Here is a 17,561-nt window from a genome sequence, read left to right on the forward strand (position 1 = left end):
AACACAACCAACACCCCCGGGAAAACGGGAGAAGAAAGCTGCAAAATTTGAAACCAGCTGTAAAAACCAGACCCACCACACAAAGCGGCAGGCCCAGCCAATTCAACCAATTCAATACAATAAATTGGTATCAACAAACTTGGCACACTATTGAGTTCTCAAACAACAGAAACACCCGGCACCACCACAACCACACGGTCGCGGATCGCTCCGGAGCAACTTCCCAAACTTACCCGGCACCAGCCCCCGATGCAAATCCCGCTTCCAGGACCACACCAGCAACCACACCGCCCCCACCCGAACCCGCAGCGCACAAAAACGCCAACCAGATCCTGGCCTTGAAAATTAGGGGATTGGCCGCCTCCGGTTCCCAGCAAATCCGCTGGTCTCCCCCGTGGCGACTTAGAAAACAATACACCCACCCAACCCCCACCGCAAACCAGCCCCACCCGCGGTGTCCGCGAACCGGCAAGCAGCATCCCGTCCACGCTGGGGCGACCGCAGACCCGCACTTAAACGCAGGAGGGGCCGGCAACCAAACGGTTGCCGGCCCCTCCTCAAGCCACTGGATTCAGGAGTGCTGAATTACCAGGAAGACTTCTTGATACCCGGGAGCTCACCGCGGTGAGCCATGTCGCGGAAGCGAACACGGGAGATACCGAACTTCTGGAAGGTGCCGCGGGGGCGGCCATCGATGATGTCGCGGTTACGCAGACGCACCGGTGAGGCGTTGCGGGGCAGCTTCTGCAGGCCGAGGCGTGCAGCTTCGCGGACTTCGTCGGTCGAGTTGGGATCAACCAGAGCCTTCTTCAGTTCGAGGCGCTTTGCAGCATAACGCTCGACGATGACTTTACGCTGTTCATTCTTAGCGATCATTGACTTCTTAGCCATGTGTTTAGCGCTCCTCTCGGAATTCGACGTGCTGGCGGATTTTGGGGTCGTATTTCTTCAGAACCATGCGGTCCGGGTCGTTACGACGGTTCTTCCGCGTCACGTAGGTGTAACCCGTGCCCGCGGTCGACTTGAGCTTGATGATCGGACGTACGTCCTTATCCTTTGCCATTAGAGCTTCACTCCTCGTGCCAGGATGGCGGCGACAACTGCATCGATGCCACGAACGTCGATGGTCTTGATGCCCTTTGCAGAGAGCTGCAGAGTGACATTACGGCGCAGGGACGGAACCCAGTAGCGCTTCTTCTGGATGTTCGGGTCGAACCGGCGCTTGTTGCGGCGGTGCGAGTGCGAAATGCTGTGTCCAAAGCCCGGCTCGGCTCCGGTCACCTGGCAGTGTGCTGCCATGACGACTCTCCTCAAAAATGAACGAAACGGTTGGCGGAGTTCCCGCTCAACCGTGCGGCAGGCAGCGTCCGCAGTCCAGCCCCACCCGTGATCGATAGTTCCGCAGTGTGCAGGCAGACGGCGTAAGCCGGCTGCCTTCATCATTGCGGCGAAGATTGTGGGCCACGGGTACCGGGCAGGGGAAACCTTTCGGAAAGCCACCGCGAAGTACCGGGATGCTGGGCGAATACAGGAGTGCACGCAACTTGAGCCCCTAACTACCGGCCGCCAGGACTGTCGATTCTGCCGACAATTCCCGCCAACCGGAGCAATTGCACACGCTCCGCGCCACCTAGCGCCTACCAAGTCTACGAGCTTGGCGAATTAAAGACCAATCCGGTGTGCCGGGGTGCATGAAGGGCGGCCGTCCACGTGGACGTGCTGGCGACGCCGGGTTTCCGCGCTTAGAGGTGGGTGAGCCGGGAGTAGCGCGGAGTCAGGCCGTCTCCCGAGGACTTCCCCGTGACCCGGCGGACCACCCACGGGCCGGCGAACTCGCGTACCCAGCGGGCGTTGGCACGGATTGCCTCTGCTCTGCCCAGGTCCGGCACCGGCGTCATGGGCGGGATGTCGATCGTGTGGCGGTGCTCCAGGACGGTGAGGACGCGCCTGGCCATGTTCGCGTGGCCGGCGGCGGACATATGCATCCGGTCGGTGCCCCACATGCCCCAGTCGTAATATTCGCTGAAGCGCCAGTAGTCCACCAGCAGGGCGCCGTGGTCACCGGCGATTCCGCGGACTAGCTCGTTGTAGATGGCGGTGCGGCCGCGCATGGTGCCGAAAATCTTGGAGCCGCGGGCGTCGAAGCCGGTGAACATCACCACGGTGGCGCCGGCGGCCTTGAGTTTGCGGATACCGGCGTCGTATTCCCCCAGCAGCTCGTCGACATCAACCCGGGGGCGGAGGATGTCATTTGCGCCGGCATAGATGCTCACGAGCGTCGGTTTGAGTTCGACGGCGGCGTCCACCTGCTCTGCCATGATCTGGCGAATTTTTCTCCCGCGGATGGCGAGGTTCGCGTAGCCGAACCCCGGGTCCGCGGCGCCCAGCTGCTCGGCTACCCGGTCAGCCCAGCCCCGGACGCCGTTGGGACGGGCGGGGTCGTCGTCGCCGACGCCTTCCGTGAAGGAGTCTCCGATGGCTACATAGCGGGACGTGAAATCCATACGCCCAGTCTGCCAGCAGTTGCCCCAAGCAAACAAAGCGTAGGACAACGGGCCGGCAGCTACTCCCGGATCCGGACGGCCGATTCGCGCAGGTACTGCTCCACCCGGGTGTAGGCGTCCCGGGTGAGGGCCTTCCACAGGCCGATGGCGAGTCGCGGCTCGCTCTCTTCCAGCTCTGCGATGGACTCGGCGCTGAGCACCATGACTTCGACCGGGCCGACTGCCCGCACCGTGGTCTCCTGCCGGTTGCCGCTGCCGAGCGCCAGTTCACCGAACGTCATGCCCGCGCTGAGGGTATTGAGTTTGACCCGGTCGGCGGTGGGCCCCGGGGAGGTGCTGCTGACCTTGCCGGAGGTGATGAAGTAGACCCCGCCAAACCGAAGCCCGACGCGGCGGATGACGTCGCCGTCGTCGTACTTCCTCGCTGTCATCAGGGCCTGCAAAGCCTCGGCGTCCGCGTCCTCCAGCGGCGCCAGGGCGGGCGAGGCGGTCACCGGAACGTGATCCGGCAACAGCAGCTGGTTCCCGTAGTGCGCCAGCAGAAGATTTTCGCAGTACTCGACGGCGGCGTTCCGGGTGGCGTAGGACGGCACCGGCTGGCCGGTTTCCTGGTTTAACGACTCCGCCACCGAGCCGTCCGCCTCGATCAGCACGAGTCCGCGGCCGGCGCCGGCCATCCCCTCCCGGGCCGTGCCCAGCATCCGGACAGCGACCTCGCCAACCTGGTCCGTGCGGCGCAGATCCAGGACCACAAGCTCGACGTCGTCCTCCAGCGCGCTGAGCTCCCGCACCATGGACTCGGTTCCGGCGAAGAGCAGGTCGCCGTTGAGCTCGATCACGCGGGCCCGGTGGCCGTGGGCGCGGAGGACATCGGCGGCCTCGTCGTTGCGGCGGATGCCCGAGGGCGTCTCGGTGACATCGTACGCGGCGAGGATGGCGGACCGGCCGGTCCGCGCCGCGCGGACGAAGTGCAGTTCCATGTCCCGGGAAAGCCGCTGGGCGGTTGCCAGCCCGCGCACGCTGCTGCCGTGCTCGTCCAGCGGCGGCGAGTAGACGGCGAGGCCCACCTGGCCGGGCAGCACCGCGATGATCCCGCCGGCCACGCCGCTCTTTCCGGGCATGCCGACGCTGCTGATCCAGGCCCCGGCGTCGTCATACATCCCGGAGGTCATCATTACCGAAAGCACCCGCTCCACCGGCCCTATCTCCAGCACCTGCTTGCCGCTGAGCGGATTCCGGCCGCTATTGGCAAGCGTGGCGGCCATGATGGAAAGGTCAAAGCAGTTCACCAGCACCGAGCATTGGCGGAAATAGTCCTCAAGGACCGGGGTGGGATCATCTTCGATGATGTTGAAGGAACGCAGCAGGTGCGCAAGGGCAGTGTTGCGGTGGCCGTGCTTGACCTCGGATTCATAGACCTTCTCGCTGACCGAGAGCTGCCGGCCGGCGAAGGCTGAATACGTGCTGAGAATCCGCTTGAAGCCGGACTGCCCGCCGGAGCCCTTGATCAGGGAGGTGGCGGTGAGGGCGCCGGCATTGATCATGGCATTTGCCGGGCGGCCGGTCCCCGCGGCCAGGGAAATCTCGTTGAAGGAATCACCCGAGGGCTCGACGTCCACCTTGGCATCCACGGCGTCGCAGCCCAGATCCTCCAGGGCCAGCCCGTAGGTGAACGGTTTGGAAATGGACTGGATGGTGAATTCCTCGCGGGTGTCCCCCACCTCGTACACCTGGCCGTCCACCGTGGCAAGGGCGATGCCGAAGTTGTCCGGATCCACGTTGGCCATCGCCGGAATGGTGCTGTACGGCGTGCCGTCCTTGAGCCTGGCAATCTCGGCGTGGATCTGGCGCAGGTAGCTGTCGATCGGCGATTCCATAGTGCCAACACTAGGCGACGCCGCGTTCGGGGAAGCATGGCCGGTGGGTCTCAGGCCTCTTTGCTGTCCCGCAGGATCCAGTGGTCCTTATCCAGGCGGCCGACGATTTTCTCGCCGATCCTGGCGAGGTCGGCGACGTCCTCCTCGCTCAGTGCATCGAGGAACAACGAACGGACGGCCCCGACGTGGGCGGGGGCGAGCTCCTCGATGGTTTCCATCCCGGCGCCGGTGAGGTGCGCCGTCGTGACCCGGGCATCTCCGGGGTGCGGGCGGCGCTCCACCCACCCGCGGGCCTGCAGCTTGGTGACCACATGGGACAGCCGGGACAGCGAGGCGCTGGTGCGCGCGGCCAGTTCACTCATGGCCAGATAGTGGCCTTCTGCCTCGGAGAGCATCGCGAGGACATTGTAGTCAAAGAGGGAGAGCTTGCGCGCGTGGTGGAGGTGCGTGTCCAGGGCCGCCGGAAGCAGGGTGTTAATGCTCAGCTGGGCCAGCCAGGCCCGGCGTTCGTCGGCGTTCAGCCAGCGCGGTTCAGTCATGGTCACAGTCTAGGAGAACTAAAGCTTGACGGTTCAACTGCGCTGATTCGGAAGGTAGCCGTGCCCCTGCCGGGCTGTGCCCAGGCAGTAGGCTGGCCCTATGTACGTAGTCTCCCTGACCTACAAGGTCCCCGAAGAGATCGTTGACTTCCATCTCCCGGCGCACGTCACGTGGCTGCAGGACGCCTTCGACCAAGGCGTTTTTATGGTTGCGGGGCGGAAGATTCCACGCACGGGCGCGCTGCTGCTATCCAACGCGGACCGGTCGGTCCTTGATGCTGTGCTGGCCAGGGACCCGTTCTCCGTGAACGGGGTTGCCGAATTCGAGGTCATGGAGTTCCATGCCAACCGGGTGGCCCCGGGCTACGAAAACCTGCTGGACAGCTGAGCGCCCGGCCCTGCCCGGTTTAGTCCGGTCCGGCTTGGTCCACGGTGATTTTGGCGGTCAGTTTCTTCAGTCCGCCCTTCTGCGGGACCCTGACCGGCTCCGGCCAGCGGGGGCTGAGCTCGTCCCCCAGCGTGACGCCGCGGAGCTTGCGCCCGAACAGCGGCAGGACCCAGTCACGGACCCAGCGGCGCTGCCTTCGCTCCCAGTCCCGGAGGCCCAGTTTCGCGGGCGGCTCCCACTCCTTGGGCTTGACCTTGTGCGGGACGCCGAGTTGGTCCAGGACTTGCCCGGCGAGGTACTTGTGGCCCGCTTTGGACATGTGCAGCCGGTCCGAATCCCACATCCGCGGGTCGTAGAACGCGTCAAAGCACCAGTAGTCCACCAGTACAGCCTCGTACCGGGCGGCCACCTCGCGGACGCGCTGGTTGTAGATGGCGTTGCGCTTCTTCAGCGGTTCCAGCAACGCCGAGACCCTGACGTCGAATCCCGTGAACAGCACCAGCGTTGCCCCGGTAACGGATAGCCGCGCGACCAGCGACTCGTAGTCCCGCATCAGGACCTGGATGTCCGTCCCAATATCCAGAATGTCGTTTCCGCCGGCATACAAGGTGATGAGCGTCGGCTGCATGGCCAGCGCCGGTTCCAGTTGTTCGGCGACGACGTGGCGCAGCCTCTTGCTGCGCACGGCAAGGTTTGCGTAGTTCCAGCCCGGTTCCGACTTGGCCAGCTGCTCCGCCACCCGGTCCGCCCAGCCACGCACGCCGTTGGGCAGCCGGAGGTTGTAGTCCCCCACCCCCTCCGTGAAGGAATCACCCAGGGCAACGTAAACCCGCCGTCCGTCAGGGCCCGTGCTGAGAAGGTTTTCGGCCATGGCGCCACGGTAGCCCGGCCGCACGACGTCGGGGTTAACACGCGGGGCACAGCAGGTGAGCCGGCCGCCTGCGGGTGCTTCGGGTCTAGAGCTCGGCCTTGCCCTGCCGCCAGTACCCCATAAACGCCACCTGCTTCCGGTCAATCCCCACATCCCGCACCAGGTACCGGCGCAGCTCCTTGATGGCCCCGGCCTCGCCGGCGATCCAGGCGTAGAACGGCAGGGCGCCCGCGGGCTTATGCGGGTTCTTGCTGGCGCCGATCGCGGCGGCGTCCATCCGGGCGGGGGTTTCCCACAGGATGCCCTGGTCCACGTTGACGTCCTCAGGCTCGGGTCCGGCGGCCTGGCCGGCGGATGTGATGCCCACCCAGCCGGGCAGGGAAACCGCTGCCCGGACCGCCTCGTGCAGCAGCTGGCCGTGCGGACGGGAGCGGCCGATCGCCGCGCCGCGGGCAAGCCAGGTGATGTCGACGTCGGCGTCGGTCCGGAGGTCCTGAAAGTCGCCGGCCGCCGGTACCTCGAGGATGGCGTGCCCGCTCAGATAGGACGGGAGGCTTTCGAGGATGGCGCTGATCGCGGGGACCGCGGTTTCGTCCCCGGCGAGAAGCACGCGCTGGGCCAGGCCCGGCCGCCACTCGATGCCGGAGTAGGTTTCCGCCGTGACGCAGTGGGCGGCCCTGATGTTGGGCCCGATCAGGCTTATGGCGTCCCCGGGTCTGGCGTTCAGGGACCAGGTGGCGGCCGGGCCGCCCTTCCCCTCGGCGTCGAAATGCAGCACGAAGTCGACGTCGATTTCCGGGTAGACGGCGTCGAGGCGCTCCTGCCGCACCGTGTAGGTGCGCATGGATCCGCGGGTTGCCGGGTCCATGGCCAGCCACCCGCGGTACCAGCCGGCCTGCTCCGTCCGGAATTCCGGGAGCGGTATGGGGGTGCCGTCCGCCGCCAGCGACGGGATCATGAGCTTGACCCGCAGGTCCAGGGTGCCGCCGTGCACACCGAAGTCCCGCAGCGCGTAGCCGCCGAAGGTGATCCGTCGAAAGTTCGGGCTGAGTTGCTGGACCGCCGTCACCCGGACCTCGAACGCCCGGGTCATGGGTTCGGTGGCGAGCTGACCATGGGCGGGACGGGCGGTGTGGTTCGTTGCGGTCATGGGACCAGCTCCAGGGTTGGATTCGGGCTTTCGGCGTCCGCTGATTCAGCGGCGGACCCAGTGTGGTGGCGGCCGAACGGGATGATCAGCGGAGTGCCGGAAACCGGGTCCGGCACCACGCGGCATTCCAGTCCGAACACGTCGCGGACCAGTTCCTCAGTCACCACCGCCGCGGAAGCCCCCTGCGCCACGATCTTCCCGCTCTTCAGGGCGATGACGTGGTCCGCGTACCGTGCAGCGAGGTTGAGGTCGTGCAGCACGATCGCCACCGTGGTGCCGCGCTGCCGGTTGAGGTCCGTGATGAGGTCCAGGACCTCCACCTGATGGGCGAGGTCCAGGTAGGTCGTCGGCTCGTCCAGGAGCAGCACCCCGGTTTCCTGCGCCAGGGCCATCGCAATCCAGACGCGCTGGCGCTGCCCGCCGGAGAGTTCGTCCACGCTCCGTTCGGCGAGTTCCAGCGTTGCGGTGGCGGCCATCGCGCGCTGCACGGCGCGCTCATCCTCCGCCGAGCGGTTTCGGAAGAAGCCCTGGTGCGGGTAGCGGCCCCGGCCCACGAGGTCCCGGACCGTGATGCCGTCCGGCGCCGTCGGGTGTTGCGGGAGCAGGCCAAGGGTGCGGGCAACTTCGCGGGCGGGCCGGCTGTGGATGTCTTTGCCGTCCAGGGTGACCACGCCCGCAGCGGGCTTGAGCAGCCGGGCGAGGCCCCGGAGGAGGGTGGATTTGCCGCAGGCGTTGGCGCCGACGATCATAGTCACTTTACCCTCGGGGATGTCTGCGGAAAGTCCCTCGATAACGGTGCGCTGGTCGTATTTCAGCGTCAGGCCGGAGGCGTGCAATGCTGCCATCTCAGGCATCCTTCCGGTTGGTCGTGACCAGAAGCCACAGCATGAACGGGGCACCCAGTGCGCCGGTGACCACGCCCACCGGAAGGACGGTTCCGGCCAGCAGCAGCGGGGCGATATTTGCGGCCAGGTAGTCCGCCGAGAGGACCAGCAGCACGCCGGTCAGAGCCGACGCCGGCAGGCTTGCCTTCCGGACGAATCGGCCGGCAATCGGACCGGCGAGGAAGGCGACAAACGCGACGGGTCCGGCAGCCGCCGTCGCCGCCGCTGCTAGCCCGACGGCGGCGACCACGATCGCGAGCCGGGTGGCGCCGACCCGCACTCCGAGGCCGGCGGCGGCGTCGTCCCCGAGTTCGAGGATGCGCAGCGGTCCAGCGAGGACCACAACGGCCGGAACCAGCACCAGCAACGCGAGGCTGAGGACCCCGGCCCGGTCCCAGCTGGCGGTGTTGAGCGAGCCGTTGAGCCAGATCAGGGCGTCCGCGGCTGTGCGGATATCCGTCCGGGTCATCAGGAAACTGACCACGGCCTGCAGCGCGCCGGCAATTCCCACCCCGGCCAGGATCAGCCGGCTTCCCGCGGCGCTGCCCCGGCCGCCGCCGGAGCCGGGCGGTCCGCTGCGGGAGATCGCGTAAATCAGGGCGGCCACGGCCAGTGCACCGGCGAAGGCCGCGCCAGACACCACCGCACCGGACGCGCCGAAGAGCACAATCGCCGTGACGGCCGCGGCGCTGGCCCCGTAGCTGATGCCGATCACATCCGGGCTGGCCAGAGGGTTGCGCAGCATGGTCTGGAACAGCGCGCCGGACAGTCCGAACGCGGCGCCGATCAGTGTGCCCACCACGGCCCGCGGCAGCTTGTGCTCCATCACGATGAAGCTCGCGCCGGGAATCTTCGCCCCGCCGGTGAGGTGGGCAACCAGGATCCTGAAAAAGTCGGGGATGGTGACGGTGTAGCTGCCCAGGAGCACGCTCGCGGCGAAGACCACCGCGGCGGCGAGCGCCAGGACAAGGGTCCGCCGGTGTTGCGCTATCAGTTTTGGTTGCTCAGCCGCGGTTTTAGCGACGGGAAGTGATAGGTCAACGGGGGTTTTAGTATCGGCGAGTCTCACAGGCCGGTCCCCCTGCCGCGGCGGACCAGCCAGACGAACACCGGGGCGCCGAGCAGCGCCGTCAGGATCCCGGCGGGAACCTCGCCGGGGAGCAGGATGACACGGCCAATCACGTCGGCCGCCAGGAGCAGCGCCGGCGCCAGGACCAGCGAAAACGGCAGGATCCAGCGGTAGTCGGGACCGGTCAGGAAGCGGACAGCGTGCGGAATGACGAGCCCGATGAAGCCGATCGGGCCCGCCAGCGCGGTGGCCGATCCGCAGAGCAGCACGATCCCCAGTGCCGTGATGCCGCGGGCTACCCCCACGCGCTGGCCGAGGCCGCGGGCCAGATCATCACCCAGGGCAAGGCCGTTGAGGATCCGCCCGGTGCCCAGCACAATCAGGGCGCCGAGCAGCAGGAACGGTACCCCGGGGAGCACCACGGACCAGTCGCGGCCTGCGATCCCGCCGACCTGCCAGAACCGGAAGCGGTCCAGGGTGTCCTGGCTGGAAACCAGGATCACGTTCATGAGCGAAAAGAGTCCCGCGCTCAGGGCCGCCCCCGCGAGGGCGAGCTTCACCGGCGTCGCACCGTCCCGGCCCAGCGAAGCGATCAGATAGACGACGGCGGCCGCGCCCGCGGCGCCGATGAACGCGAACCAGATGTACCCGGTCAGGGAGGAGACGCCGAAAACGTAGATGCCGGTGACGACGGCCAGCGCGGCCCCGGCGTTGACGCCAACGATCCCCGGGTCCGCGAGGGGGTTGCGGGCCACGCCCTGCATCGCCGCGCCCGCGAGCCCGAGGGCGCCGCCGGCGAGCAGGCCCAGGACGGTGCGCGGGATCCGGGCGTGGACTACGGCGTGATCGCCGTCGGCCGGATCGAACTGGACCAGCGCCTGCCAGACGGTTCCCAGGGACAGGCCACGGGCCCCGATCGCGAGCGACGCCGCGGCCACGAGAGCAAGGACAACGACGGCGGCCAGCAGCCAGAAGGCACGGGGACCCCGGGCGGGGGCGACCGGGATCTCCGGTGCGGATCCGGCGGCGGCCATGGCCGCCGTCGTCGTCAGTGGACTCATGGGGCGGTGGCTACTTGGCTGCTTTGTCCGCGGCGGCGGCCAGCTGGGGCAGGAACGTGTCCAGGGACCAGGGCAGACTGAGCGGCGAGGAGGCGGAGATGGACAGCGTGAGGGTGTTGTCAGAATCTGAGACCAGGGCGCCTCGCTTGATGGCCGGGATCTGGGCCATCAGCGGGTCGGCCGTGACGGCTGTCGCAGCGTCGGCGTCGGCAACCCAGGTCACGAAGATGTCCGATTCGAGCTCGTTGGCCTTCTCTGCGGACCAGGGGATGTAGAACTCCTTGGAGCCCTTCGAGTTGGCCTCCACAACGGGCGCCAGCTTCATCCCGATCGCACTGAGGAACCGCGGCCGGTTGTCGTTGGCGGTGTAGAGGCCGATTTTCGCCGTGGCTGCCGGATCCAGATTGCCGTAGATGTAAGACTTTCCGGCGAGCTGCGGGTACTTGGAGACCTTGTCCTTGATGGTGGCCTCGGTGTCCGCGACCAGCTTTGTGGCTTCGGTTTCCTTGCCGAGTGCCTTGCCGATGATGGCTGTGGAGTCCTGCCATGAGGTCCCGTAGGCGACCTCGGGGTGGGCCACCACCGGCGCGATTTCGCTGAGCTTCTTGTAGTCCTCTTCCTTCAGGCCGGAGTATGCGCCGAGGATGACGTCGGGGTTGAGCTTGGCGATCTCGGTGAAGTTAATACCGTCCGCCTCGGAGAACCGGGCCGGGGCCTTTGCCGAACCGATGCCGGCGTCGAGCTTCCCGAGCGCGGCGTCCTTCCACGGTGTGGAGCCCTGGTCATTGCCGCCCCACTCGTTCTTGGGGACACCGACCGGGACGACGCCGAGCGCGATCGCGACGTCGTCGTTGACCCAGGAGACGGTGACGACGCGTTGGGGTTGTTCCTTGATGATCGTCTGGCCGAAGACGTGCTTGATGGTCACCGGGAAGGCTGAGCTGGCGGATTGGCTGGGCGCGCCGGGCGCCGTCGAGCTTGCCGGGCCGGTGGAGCAGGCGCTCAGGGAGAGCGTGACCGCGGCCAGGGCGGCAGTCGCCTGCCCGGCGGCGCGAAAGAAGTTACGTCTGGGCGCGGGGCGGAGTGTCTCGCTCTGGGCGGGGAGATGCATAGGATTCCTTAGGTCAATGAAGTGAACCTAAGTAAGGCTAGCCTATCCTTGCGAAGATTACGCAACTCTTCCGTGACGTAATTATCCTAATGCGCGGACGCCCGTGCCGATGTCTGTGCCAACTCCAAACAACGCGGGGTCACCTACGGCCCATCCCGAGGGGGATAATGGGCGCTAAGTGACCCCGCGTTGCTGTCTGACGGGTGGTTCAGCGGAGGACGATGTCCACCGGGTTGGCCTCGGACCGCCACGTCCCCACGGACCCCGGGCGGGGCCCGATCACGGGGGCGGTGAGCACGCCGGAGCGGTTGGTACGTTTGTCCCGCAGGATGTCGGTGACCGAGCCGAGGTGCCGGGACAGGTCGATCACGTTCTCCGGCGCGGCCAGAAGCAGCTGGAAGCCGAACTCGTGCAGCGCCTTGATGCCGGCGCCGGCGAACTCCTCCGAGGCCAGCACGAAGGCCTCGTCCATCATCACGGTGCCGTAGGTGGTGAACCCCTGTTCGGCGATACCCAGCTGGTAGCTCAGCGCCGCGGCCATAATGAACGCGGTGAAGCGCTGCCGCTCGCCGCCGGACATCGAGCCGGTGTCCGCGTGCATAAAGACCTCGGTCTTCCGGCGACCGCCCTTTCCCGGCCCCCTGGCCCCGGCGCCCTGGACCTCGCGGTGCTCCTTGCACTGAACGAAAAGGTGTCCACGGACATCGAGCACCTCGGCGCGCCAGCGCCGGTCCTCGGGAGTCTGCGAGCCGAGCCGCTTCACGAGCGTTTCGAGCGATTTGTAGCGGTTGGTGAGCTCGGCGTCGTCGTCGATTTCCGTCCCGGCAGCGGCAGCGGCGGCGGCAACAGCGGCGGCAGCGGGAGCAGCGGCGGCGGCCTTGACCGGCCGGGCGTGCCGGACCCTGAGCGCGTTCTGAATGGCGTCCTTGAACTGCTTCGCCGTGGCCGGCAGGGTCTGCTTGATGTCCAGTTCCAGGAAGCTGCCCTCGTGGAAGTTCACCCGGGACAGGATCCCGTTGAGCGGAAGGATGCGGCTGGTGATCGACCGGCGTTCCTCGTCCAGCAGGTGCAGCAGCGTGCTGAAGGATTCGTGCGTGCGCTGGTTGAAGAACTGCCGGAATTCGAACTCCTGCGCGGGCAGCCCGTCGCTCACAATGTCGTGGTAGCGGGATTCGAACTCGCCCGCTGCCCCGATCGAGGTGCCGTGGTCCGCGGAAACCGCCGTGCCCCATTCGCGGACGAAGCCTTCGAAGATGCGGGTGAGGCGTTCCGAGGTGGCCTGCCCCCGGGATTCCGCGGCGTGCAGCTCCGCGAGGAGCCGGGTCCGCACCTGGTTGGCGAGGTTGTCCAGCCCATACATTTCCAGGACATCGCCGACGTCCGGGAAGTACGGTTCCAGCGAGGAGACGGTGGCGGACGACGGCGGCGCCTGCGCCAGACGGGTGCGGGCGGCGTCCAGCAGCGCATCGGCGCTGGTCAGCTGCGAGTCGAGGGCCTTGTACTCGCTCTGCAGCACGGCCGCGGCCTCGGTGCTGGACTGGTGCCTGTGACGGGCGGCCTCGGTGTTGGCGCGCAGCGGTTCGAGGTTGGCCTGCGCGGCGAGGGCATCCTTGAGCCGCTGCTCGATCCGGGCGAGCCCGTCCGATGCCACGGCGGCCGAGACCTGCTCCCAGGGGCGATGGTCGTCGGCCACCCGGCGCAGTGCCTCGAGCTGCCGGCTCATGCCCTGGTGTGACTCTTCCCGGCCCTGCGCCAGCTCGGCGGCCTTGGCCAGTTCCTGCTGCAGGTCCTGGACGCGCCCGGCGACGAGTTCACGCTTGGAGGCGTTGTCGAAGCCGAGGACGTAGTCCTGCCGGGACGTGTTGCGGTCGTCCTTTTCCACCGTGTGGCGGTTGCGCTTGACCACCCCGCCCAGGCTCAGGCCCCTGTCCAGCCGGGCCAGCTCGTCCGGGTCTTCAACACACGGGAACGCGAAGTCGAGGGCGATCCGTTCGCGGATCCATCCGGCCGCCGCGGCGGCCGGGCCCGCGGTGAGGATGTCCAACTTCGTCAGCAGATCGCCGTCGGACGCGTCCTCCACCGCCAGCGCACCGCCGGCAAGCGGCTTGGAGACGTCCACCGCGCGCAGTGCGCCGCGGACGGAATGGTCGTTGAGGTACCGGGTGACGGCGGAAAAGTGCTCGCCGGGAACCAGCAGTGTCGTGGCGAGGCCGCGCAGCGCGCGCTCGGCGGCCGGCCGCCACTGCTCCTGGCCGTCGGCGAGGTCCATCAGCTCACCGCCGAACGGCATATGCTCCTCGGGAACACCGGTGGCCACCGCGATTGCGCTGCGGTTTTCGATGCTCGACGGCGGCAGCAGGGACTTGCGCGTCTTGAGTGACACCAGTTCCTGCTGGGCCGCAGCGAGCTCGCGCTTCCTCGCGGCGTGGCCGTCGAAGGCCTCGAACCGGAGCTCCTTGAGCGCCTCCGAATCGCCCTTCAACTCGTCCGAGCGTGCCGCCGCATGCTCGTGGGCCTGCTCCCAGCCGGCCGCGGTCCACTCAAGCTGCAGTCCGGCGTCGGAGAGTCCCTTGCGGGCCGATTCCTCCACCTGCTGGCGCAGTTTGAGCGCCACCCGCGCGTTTTCCAGCGACTGCTCGATCGCGGAGATCGCGTTGCCGCCCTGGTTGTTGTAGTCCGCCTCGAGCTGGCGCAGCTCCCTGGCCAGGCCGTCGCGCACGCCGCGTTCGGCGCCGAGGTCCTTGGTCTTTGCCTGCGCGAGGTCCTTGTACCTGGCCAGCGTTTTCTCGTGGACGGTAACGGCCAACTGGTGCCTGTAGGCCTCGAATTCCTCGCCGGCGAGGTCCCGGAGCCGGTTGGCGTCGAGCAGGGACCGGGCGTACTCATTGTTCAGGCCGGGCACCGGGGCCAGCTGGTCGCGCTGGCCCCGGACGTCCTCCAGACGCTGCCGGATGGACATCAGGTTGCTGAATTCCTCGACGACGTCGTCCGCGGCGGCCAGCGTGGCGGGAGCGTCCAGGACCTGGTCGCGGAAGAAGGTGTTGACGCTGCCGCCAAGGCCCTTGCCGGCCTGAATGACGCGCAGCAGCGGGAGCGCCTGGTCGGAATTGATGCCCAGCAGGCGGCGGAAGCGTTCCGCAAACGCCTTGTGGACATCGAAGATCTGGGCAGCCGGGAAGATCGCGTCCAGGGCCGACCTGGTGAACCGCTTCTCCGCAATGCCCTCAACGGCCGTAAGGTCCAGCGGCTTGTTGTCGATCAGGTAGTACCGGCCCACGCTGGACTCTGTGCCGTTCTTGGGCAGGTCGAACAGCGCCGAAACGGTCACGCGCGTGCCGGCGGCGTTGTCGAAGGTCAGGGCGACGGCGGACCAGGTGGCACCGGGGCGCTGGAAGGCACTCGCCGAGCCCTCGCCGACGGCCTTGTCCCCCACCTTGCCACGCATGTACGTAAACGTGGTCCGCTTGTCCTCCACCGCGCCTCCCGCGCGCTGGGCCGCGGCCTCGTTGGAGCGCGGCCGGGCGTCGAAAACCCGCAGCATCGCATCGAACAGCGTGGACTTGCCGACGCCCGAATTGCCGGTCAGCAGGGTGCCGTTGCGGTCCACGTGCATCGTGTGGGCGCCGTGGAAGGTGCCCCAGTTGACCACCTGGACCAGGGCGAGGCGCATCTGGCCGGGGTTGGTGAGCTCACCCATGGGGAGCATGGTTGCAATGCTCACTTGGCTGCCTCCCTTTCCGTGTGGTCACCTGTCGCGGCGCCACCGCTGCGCTCAGTCACCGAATGGTCCTCTTCAGTGTCGTCTGTGTCGTCCCCGGCGGAGGTTTCACCCTCGAGCTCCAGCAGCGGTTCGGTGCCCGATTTGTCCGTGGCGGCGGCTACCAGGGCATCGATCTGGGCCGGGATGTCGCCGATGTTTTCGTAGGGGAGGGCCAGGGGGAGGGCGTTGGAGATAGTAAAAACCTCGTCCAGGCCGGTAATGAGGAGGAGCTGGCGGGCCAGGAGTTTGGTGATGGCGCGGTTGACGACGTCGGAGTCGCGCAGGGCATCCTGCTGGCCGGTGGGCTGATAGTGGGCCACGAGCTCGGCGATTTCTTCGCGCGTGATGGTGGGGTCCGTCTGGGCTGCGACATGGCGGTCCAGGAGCAGGCGCAGGCGGAGCAGCACGATGGTTTCGACGCGGCTCAGGGCACGCTGCTGGCGCAGGATGCTGGAGCGGGTGCTGCCGCCGATCGCCTCGGGGTCAACCGGGCGCAGCACCGCCACCTTGCGTTCGTGGTCCAGTTGCAGGGTGAGGAAGAGCTCGGACAGGCGGCTGCGCAGGATCAGCTGGTTGTCCAGCAAAGTGGTCCAGAGTTTTTCGTCACGGCCGCCGTCGATGTAGGGGCCCTTAAGCAGCTTCACAAGCGCCTGACGGACTTTCATCGGGAGTACACCGGTGTCGCCCGGGAAAAGCGCAGCGCCGTCGACAAAAGTGTCCCGCGCAGTGACGGCGAAGGGGGCCGGATGAACGTGGCCCGGCCCGGGCGCTGCGTCGTTGTCCACCGCAGTATGCGCGTCGTGGGAAACTTCAGTCATCTTCAATCCTTCTTGAGCGTGACGACGGGCAAGTACGCGGTGCGTGTGGTGCCGTCGATCTGTTCGAAATCGATGGTGTCCCAGGCCTCGCGGTCAAAGCCTGCGCCCGCGTGCAGGGCGTGCGAAAGCAGGGCCCGGATGGAATTGATGTGGCGTTCCCCGGCGGGCAGCTGCTCCCACACCTCGGCCAGGGTGGCGGCACCGGCGAATGCGGCCCGGATCGCCGCGGGGCTCGCCTTGCCGGTCCGCGGCGAGCGCACCCGGTCCGAGTCGCTGAAGGCGATCGGGTCGGCAAGCCTCGGCGGGGCCGCGAACTCGTCCGGGTTGAAGAGCTTGACCATGGCCAGGGACTCGAAGCCGGCATTGAACAGCGCCGGGCCGCGGACCAGGCCGGGGCGTTCCCGCTCGTAGGGGAGGGAACGGAGGGCCTGTTCGGCCTCGCGGAGGACCGTGCGGAGCCGCACGGTCTGGCGGAAGTCATCGCTTTGCACGTAGGTGTTGAGGCTTTCGCTGAGCTTGCCGTAGATCCGCTGAATCTGGCTGTGCTGGGTGCGCAGTTCCGCCACAAGGTTCTTCAGCGTCTCGCGTTCCTCCTGGCGGAGGTCGTCCGCGAATTCCCGGCTCAGCACCTCGCCGATCGCCGACCGGAAGCGCACCTGCTGCTGCGGGTCTTCCAGGAACGCCGTGAAGGAGCGGAAGGTCCTGCCCTCGGGACTTTGCCGGAGCCGCTTGTCCGCCTCCAGCACCTGGGCCATGGTGGCGCCCTTACTCAGTGACTCCTCGATGATCTGGTTGCGGAGTTCACCCACCAGCTCCTCGATCCGGTCACGCATCTTCTTATAGTCCGCGGGGAGGCTGGCAGCGAGGTCCAGGATGTTGCCGGCAGCCTCCACCGCCTCGTCGTCGTCGAGCAGGCCGTCAAAGTCCCCCGAACTGATGTCCTCGATCAGTTGGCGCCGTTCGCCGATCTCGTCTTCAAGGGATTCGAGCCGGGCGCTCTGGTCCGGGTTGGTCTGGTTCGCGAGCTTTTCGACGTCGCCCAGCAGCGTGCCGAGCCGGGAACCGTTGAGCGTGGAACGTTCGCTGGAGAGGCTGTCGAGGAAGGCGAGAACCCGGGCCGCGGGTTCGGTGACTTCGTAGACGATCCGGCCGGACTGGTTGCGGCGGGTCAGGAAGCTCCTGCGCGTCCACTCGTCCGCATATTTCTTCCCGGAGGGTGCACCGTTGGCGGCGCCGCCCTGTTCGTCCCCCGTCCCGGGTGGCTGGCGGCGGAGCTGCTCCAGGAAGGCGTCGACGTCGGCGTGGAACTGTTCCAGCGGCAGCTGCGGCCGGGTGCGGGTGAAGGAGGCCTGCAGCACGGCGATCACCCACGGAGCCGAACGGGTGAGCGCCCAGGCGGGACCCTTCGTGAGCAGTTCGAGGTCCCGGAGCCGGGCGCCGATGGCGTCGGCCGAAAACTGGGCGGAGCGGGACACACACTCTCCTTGAGCTGCCTCGGGGATGTTGGTGGGGCAGCGGATACTGAAAAC

Annotated in this window: 16 protein-coding genes; 1 reads left to right on the forward strand and 15 read right to left on the reverse strand. The window is 67.2% G+C overall.

Going from position 1 to position 17,561, the window contains the following annotated elements:
* Positions 1-585 precede the first annotated feature (585 nt).
* The 6 genes from rpsN to RCH07_RS08670 form a co-directional block, all read right to left on the reverse strand.
* Positions 586-891, reverse strand: coding sequence for a 30S ribosomal protein S14 (rpsN, locus tag RCH07_RS08645; protein ID WP_326967060.1), 306 nt, complete (start codon positions 889-891; stop codon positions 586-588).
* A 4-nt stretch (positions 892-895) separates the two neighbouring features.
* Positions 896-1,063, reverse strand: a complete 168-nt coding sequence (rpmG, locus tag RCH07_RS08650) for a 50S ribosomal protein L33 (RefSeq protein WP_013602737.1) — start codon at positions 1,061-1,063, stop codon at positions 896-898.
* The gene (gene rpmB / locus RCH07_RS08655; protein ID WP_326967061.1) at positions 1,063-1,299 is read right to left on the reverse strand and encodes a 50S ribosomal protein L28; all 237 of its coding nucleotides are present in this window, start codon (positions 1,297-1,299) and stop codon (positions 1,063-1,065) included. The genes rpmG and rpmB overlap by 1 nt, the downstream gene beginning before the upstream one ends.
* A gap of 443 nt (positions 1,300-1,742) precedes the next feature.
* Positions 1,743-2,504 (reverse strand): SGNH/GDSL hydrolase family protein, encoded by a 762-nt coding sequence (locus tag RCH07_RS08660; protein ID WP_326967062.1) that lies wholly within the window; start codon positions 2,502-2,504, stop codon positions 1,743-1,745.
* Between the two features lie 59 nt (positions 2,505-2,563).
* On the reverse strand, positions 2,564-4,381 hold the full coding sequence (glsA, locus tag RCH07_RS08665) for a glutaminase A (protein ID WP_326967063.1): 1,818 nt from the start codon (positions 4,379-4,381) through the stop codon (positions 2,564-2,566).
* Positions 4,382-4,431: 50 nt separating this feature from the next.
* Entirely contained in the window at positions 4,432-4,920 is a 489-nt protein-coding gene (locus RCH07_RS08670; RefSeq protein WP_326967064.1) for a MarR family winged helix-turn-helix transcriptional regulator, read from the reverse strand.
* 100 nt (positions 4,921-5,020) lie between these two features.
* Between RCH07_RS08670 and RCH07_RS08675 the strand changes: the two genes are divergently transcribed.
* On the forward strand, positions 5,021-5,308 hold the full coding sequence (locus RCH07_RS08675) for a YciI family protein (protein WP_326967065.1): 288 nt from the start codon (positions 5,021-5,023) through the stop codon (positions 5,306-5,308).
* A 19-nt stretch (positions 5,309-5,327) separates the two neighbouring features.
* Here RCH07_RS08675 and RCH07_RS08680 read toward each other — a convergent pair whose 3' ends face one another.
* The 9 genes from RCH07_RS08680 to RCH07_RS08720 all read right to left on the reverse strand — a co-directional run bounded on the left by RCH07_RS08680 (position 5,328) and on the right by RCH07_RS08720 (position 17,507).
* Positions 5,328-6,179, reverse strand: a complete 852-nt coding sequence (locus tag RCH07_RS08680; RefSeq protein ID WP_326967066.1) for an SGNH/GDSL hydrolase family protein — start codon at positions 6,177-6,179, stop codon at positions 5,328-5,330.
* An 85-nt stretch (positions 6,180-6,264) separates the two neighbouring features.
* Positions 6,265-7,329, reverse strand: coding sequence for a siderophore-interacting protein (locus tag RCH07_RS08685; RefSeq protein WP_326967067.1), 1,065 nt, complete (start codon positions 7,327-7,329; stop codon positions 6,265-6,267).
* On the reverse strand, positions 7,326-8,174 hold the full coding sequence (locus RCH07_RS08690) for an ABC transporter ATP-binding protein (protein ID WP_326967068.1): 849 nt from the start codon (positions 8,172-8,174) through the stop codon (positions 7,326-7,328). Before RCH07_RS08690 ends, RCH07_RS08685 begins: the two co-directional genes overlap by 4 nt.
* Before the next feature lies 1 nt (position 8,175).
* Positions 8,176-9,207 (reverse strand): FecCD family ABC transporter permease, encoded by a 1,032-nt coding sequence (locus RCH07_RS08695; RefSeq protein ID WP_326967137.1) that lies wholly within the window; start codon positions 9,205-9,207, stop codon positions 8,176-8,178.
* 71 nt (positions 9,208-9,278) lie between these two features.
* A complete protein-coding gene (locus RCH07_RS08700; RefSeq protein ID WP_326967069.1) occupies positions 9,279-10,343 on the reverse strand; it encodes a FecCD family ABC transporter permease in 1,065 nt (354 codons plus the stop codon).
* Between the two features lie 10 nt (positions 10,344-10,353).
* On the reverse strand, positions 10,354-11,454 hold the full coding sequence (locus tag RCH07_RS08705; protein WP_326967070.1) for an ABC transporter substrate-binding protein: 1,101 nt from the start codon (positions 11,452-11,454) through the stop codon (positions 10,354-10,356).
* Positions 11,455-11,662: 208 nt separating this feature from the next.
* On the reverse strand, positions 11,663-15,175 hold the full coding sequence (locus tag RCH07_RS08710; RefSeq protein ID WP_326967071.1) for an ATP-binding protein: 3,513 nt from the start codon (positions 15,173-15,175) through the stop codon (positions 11,663-11,665).
* The gene (locus RCH07_RS08715; RefSeq protein WP_326967072.1) at positions 15,172-16,032 is read right to left on the reverse strand and encodes a DUF4194 domain-containing protein; all 861 of its coding nucleotides are present in this window, start codon (positions 16,030-16,032) and stop codon (positions 15,172-15,174) included. Before RCH07_RS08715 ends, RCH07_RS08710 begins: the two co-directional genes overlap by 4 nt.
* Before the next feature lie 2 nt (positions 16,033-16,034).
* A complete protein-coding gene (locus RCH07_RS08720; RefSeq protein WP_326967073.1) occupies positions 16,035-17,507 on the reverse strand; it encodes a DUF3375 family protein in 1,473 nt (490 codons plus the stop codon).
* Positions 17,508-17,561 lie beyond the last annotated feature (54 nt).

Origin of the sequence: Arthrobacter sp. CG_A4, assembly GCF_035985125.1 — a bacterium.
Taxonomy (GTDB): Bacteria; Actinomycetota; Actinomycetes; order Actinomycetales; family Micrococcaceae; genus Arthrobacter.

Excerpts from the sequence above, each read along its gene's own strand:
- rpsN (WP_326967060.1), bottom strand. The coding sequence starts at position 891 with ATGGCTAAGAAGTCAATGATCGCTAAGAATGAACAGCGTAAAGTCATC.
- rpmG (WP_013602737.1), bottom strand. The coding sequence starts at position 1,063 with ATGGCAAAGGATAAGGACGTACGTCCGATCATCAAGCTCAAGTCGACC.
- rpmB (WP_326967061.1), bottom strand. The coding sequence starts at position 1,299 with ATGGCAGCACACTGCCAGGTGACCGGAGCCGAGCCGGGCTTTGGACAC.
- RCH07_RS08660 (WP_326967062.1), bottom strand. The coding sequence starts at position 2,504 with ATGGATTTCACGTCCCGCTATGTAGCCATCGGAGACTCCTTCACGGAA.
- glsA (WP_326967063.1), bottom strand. The coding sequence starts at position 4,381 with ATGGAATCGCCGATCGACAGCTACCTGCGCCAGATCCACGCCGAGATT.
- RCH07_RS08670 (WP_326967064.1), bottom strand. The coding sequence starts at position 4,920 with ATGACTGAACCGCGCTGGCTGAACGCCGACGAACGCCGGGCCTGGCTG.
- RCH07_RS08675 (WP_326967065.1), top strand. The coding sequence starts at position 5,021 with ATGTACGTAGTCTCCCTGACCTACAAGGTCCCCGAAGAGATCGTTGAC.
- RCH07_RS08680 (WP_326967066.1), bottom strand. The coding sequence starts at position 6,179 with ATGGCCGAAAACCTTCTCAGCACGGGCCCTGACGGACGGCGGGTTTAC.
- RCH07_RS08685 (WP_326967067.1), bottom strand. The coding sequence starts at position 7,329 with ATGACCGCAACGAACCACACCGCCCGTCCCGCCCATGGTCAGCTCGCC.
- RCH07_RS08690 (WP_326967068.1), bottom strand. The coding sequence starts at position 8,174 with ATGGCAGCATTGCACGCCTCCGGCCTGACGCTGAAATACGACCAGCGC.
- RCH07_RS08700 (WP_326967069.1), bottom strand. The coding sequence starts at position 10,343 with ATGAGTCCACTGACGACGACGGCGGCCATGGCCGCCGCCGGATCCGCA.
- RCH07_RS08705 (WP_326967070.1), bottom strand. The coding sequence starts at position 11,454 with ATGCATCTCCCCGCCCAGAGCGAGACACTCCGCCCCGCGCCCAGACGT.
- RCH07_RS08715 (WP_326967072.1), bottom strand. The coding sequence starts at position 16,032 with ATGACTGAAGTTTCCCACGACGCGCATACTGCGGTGGACAACGACGCA.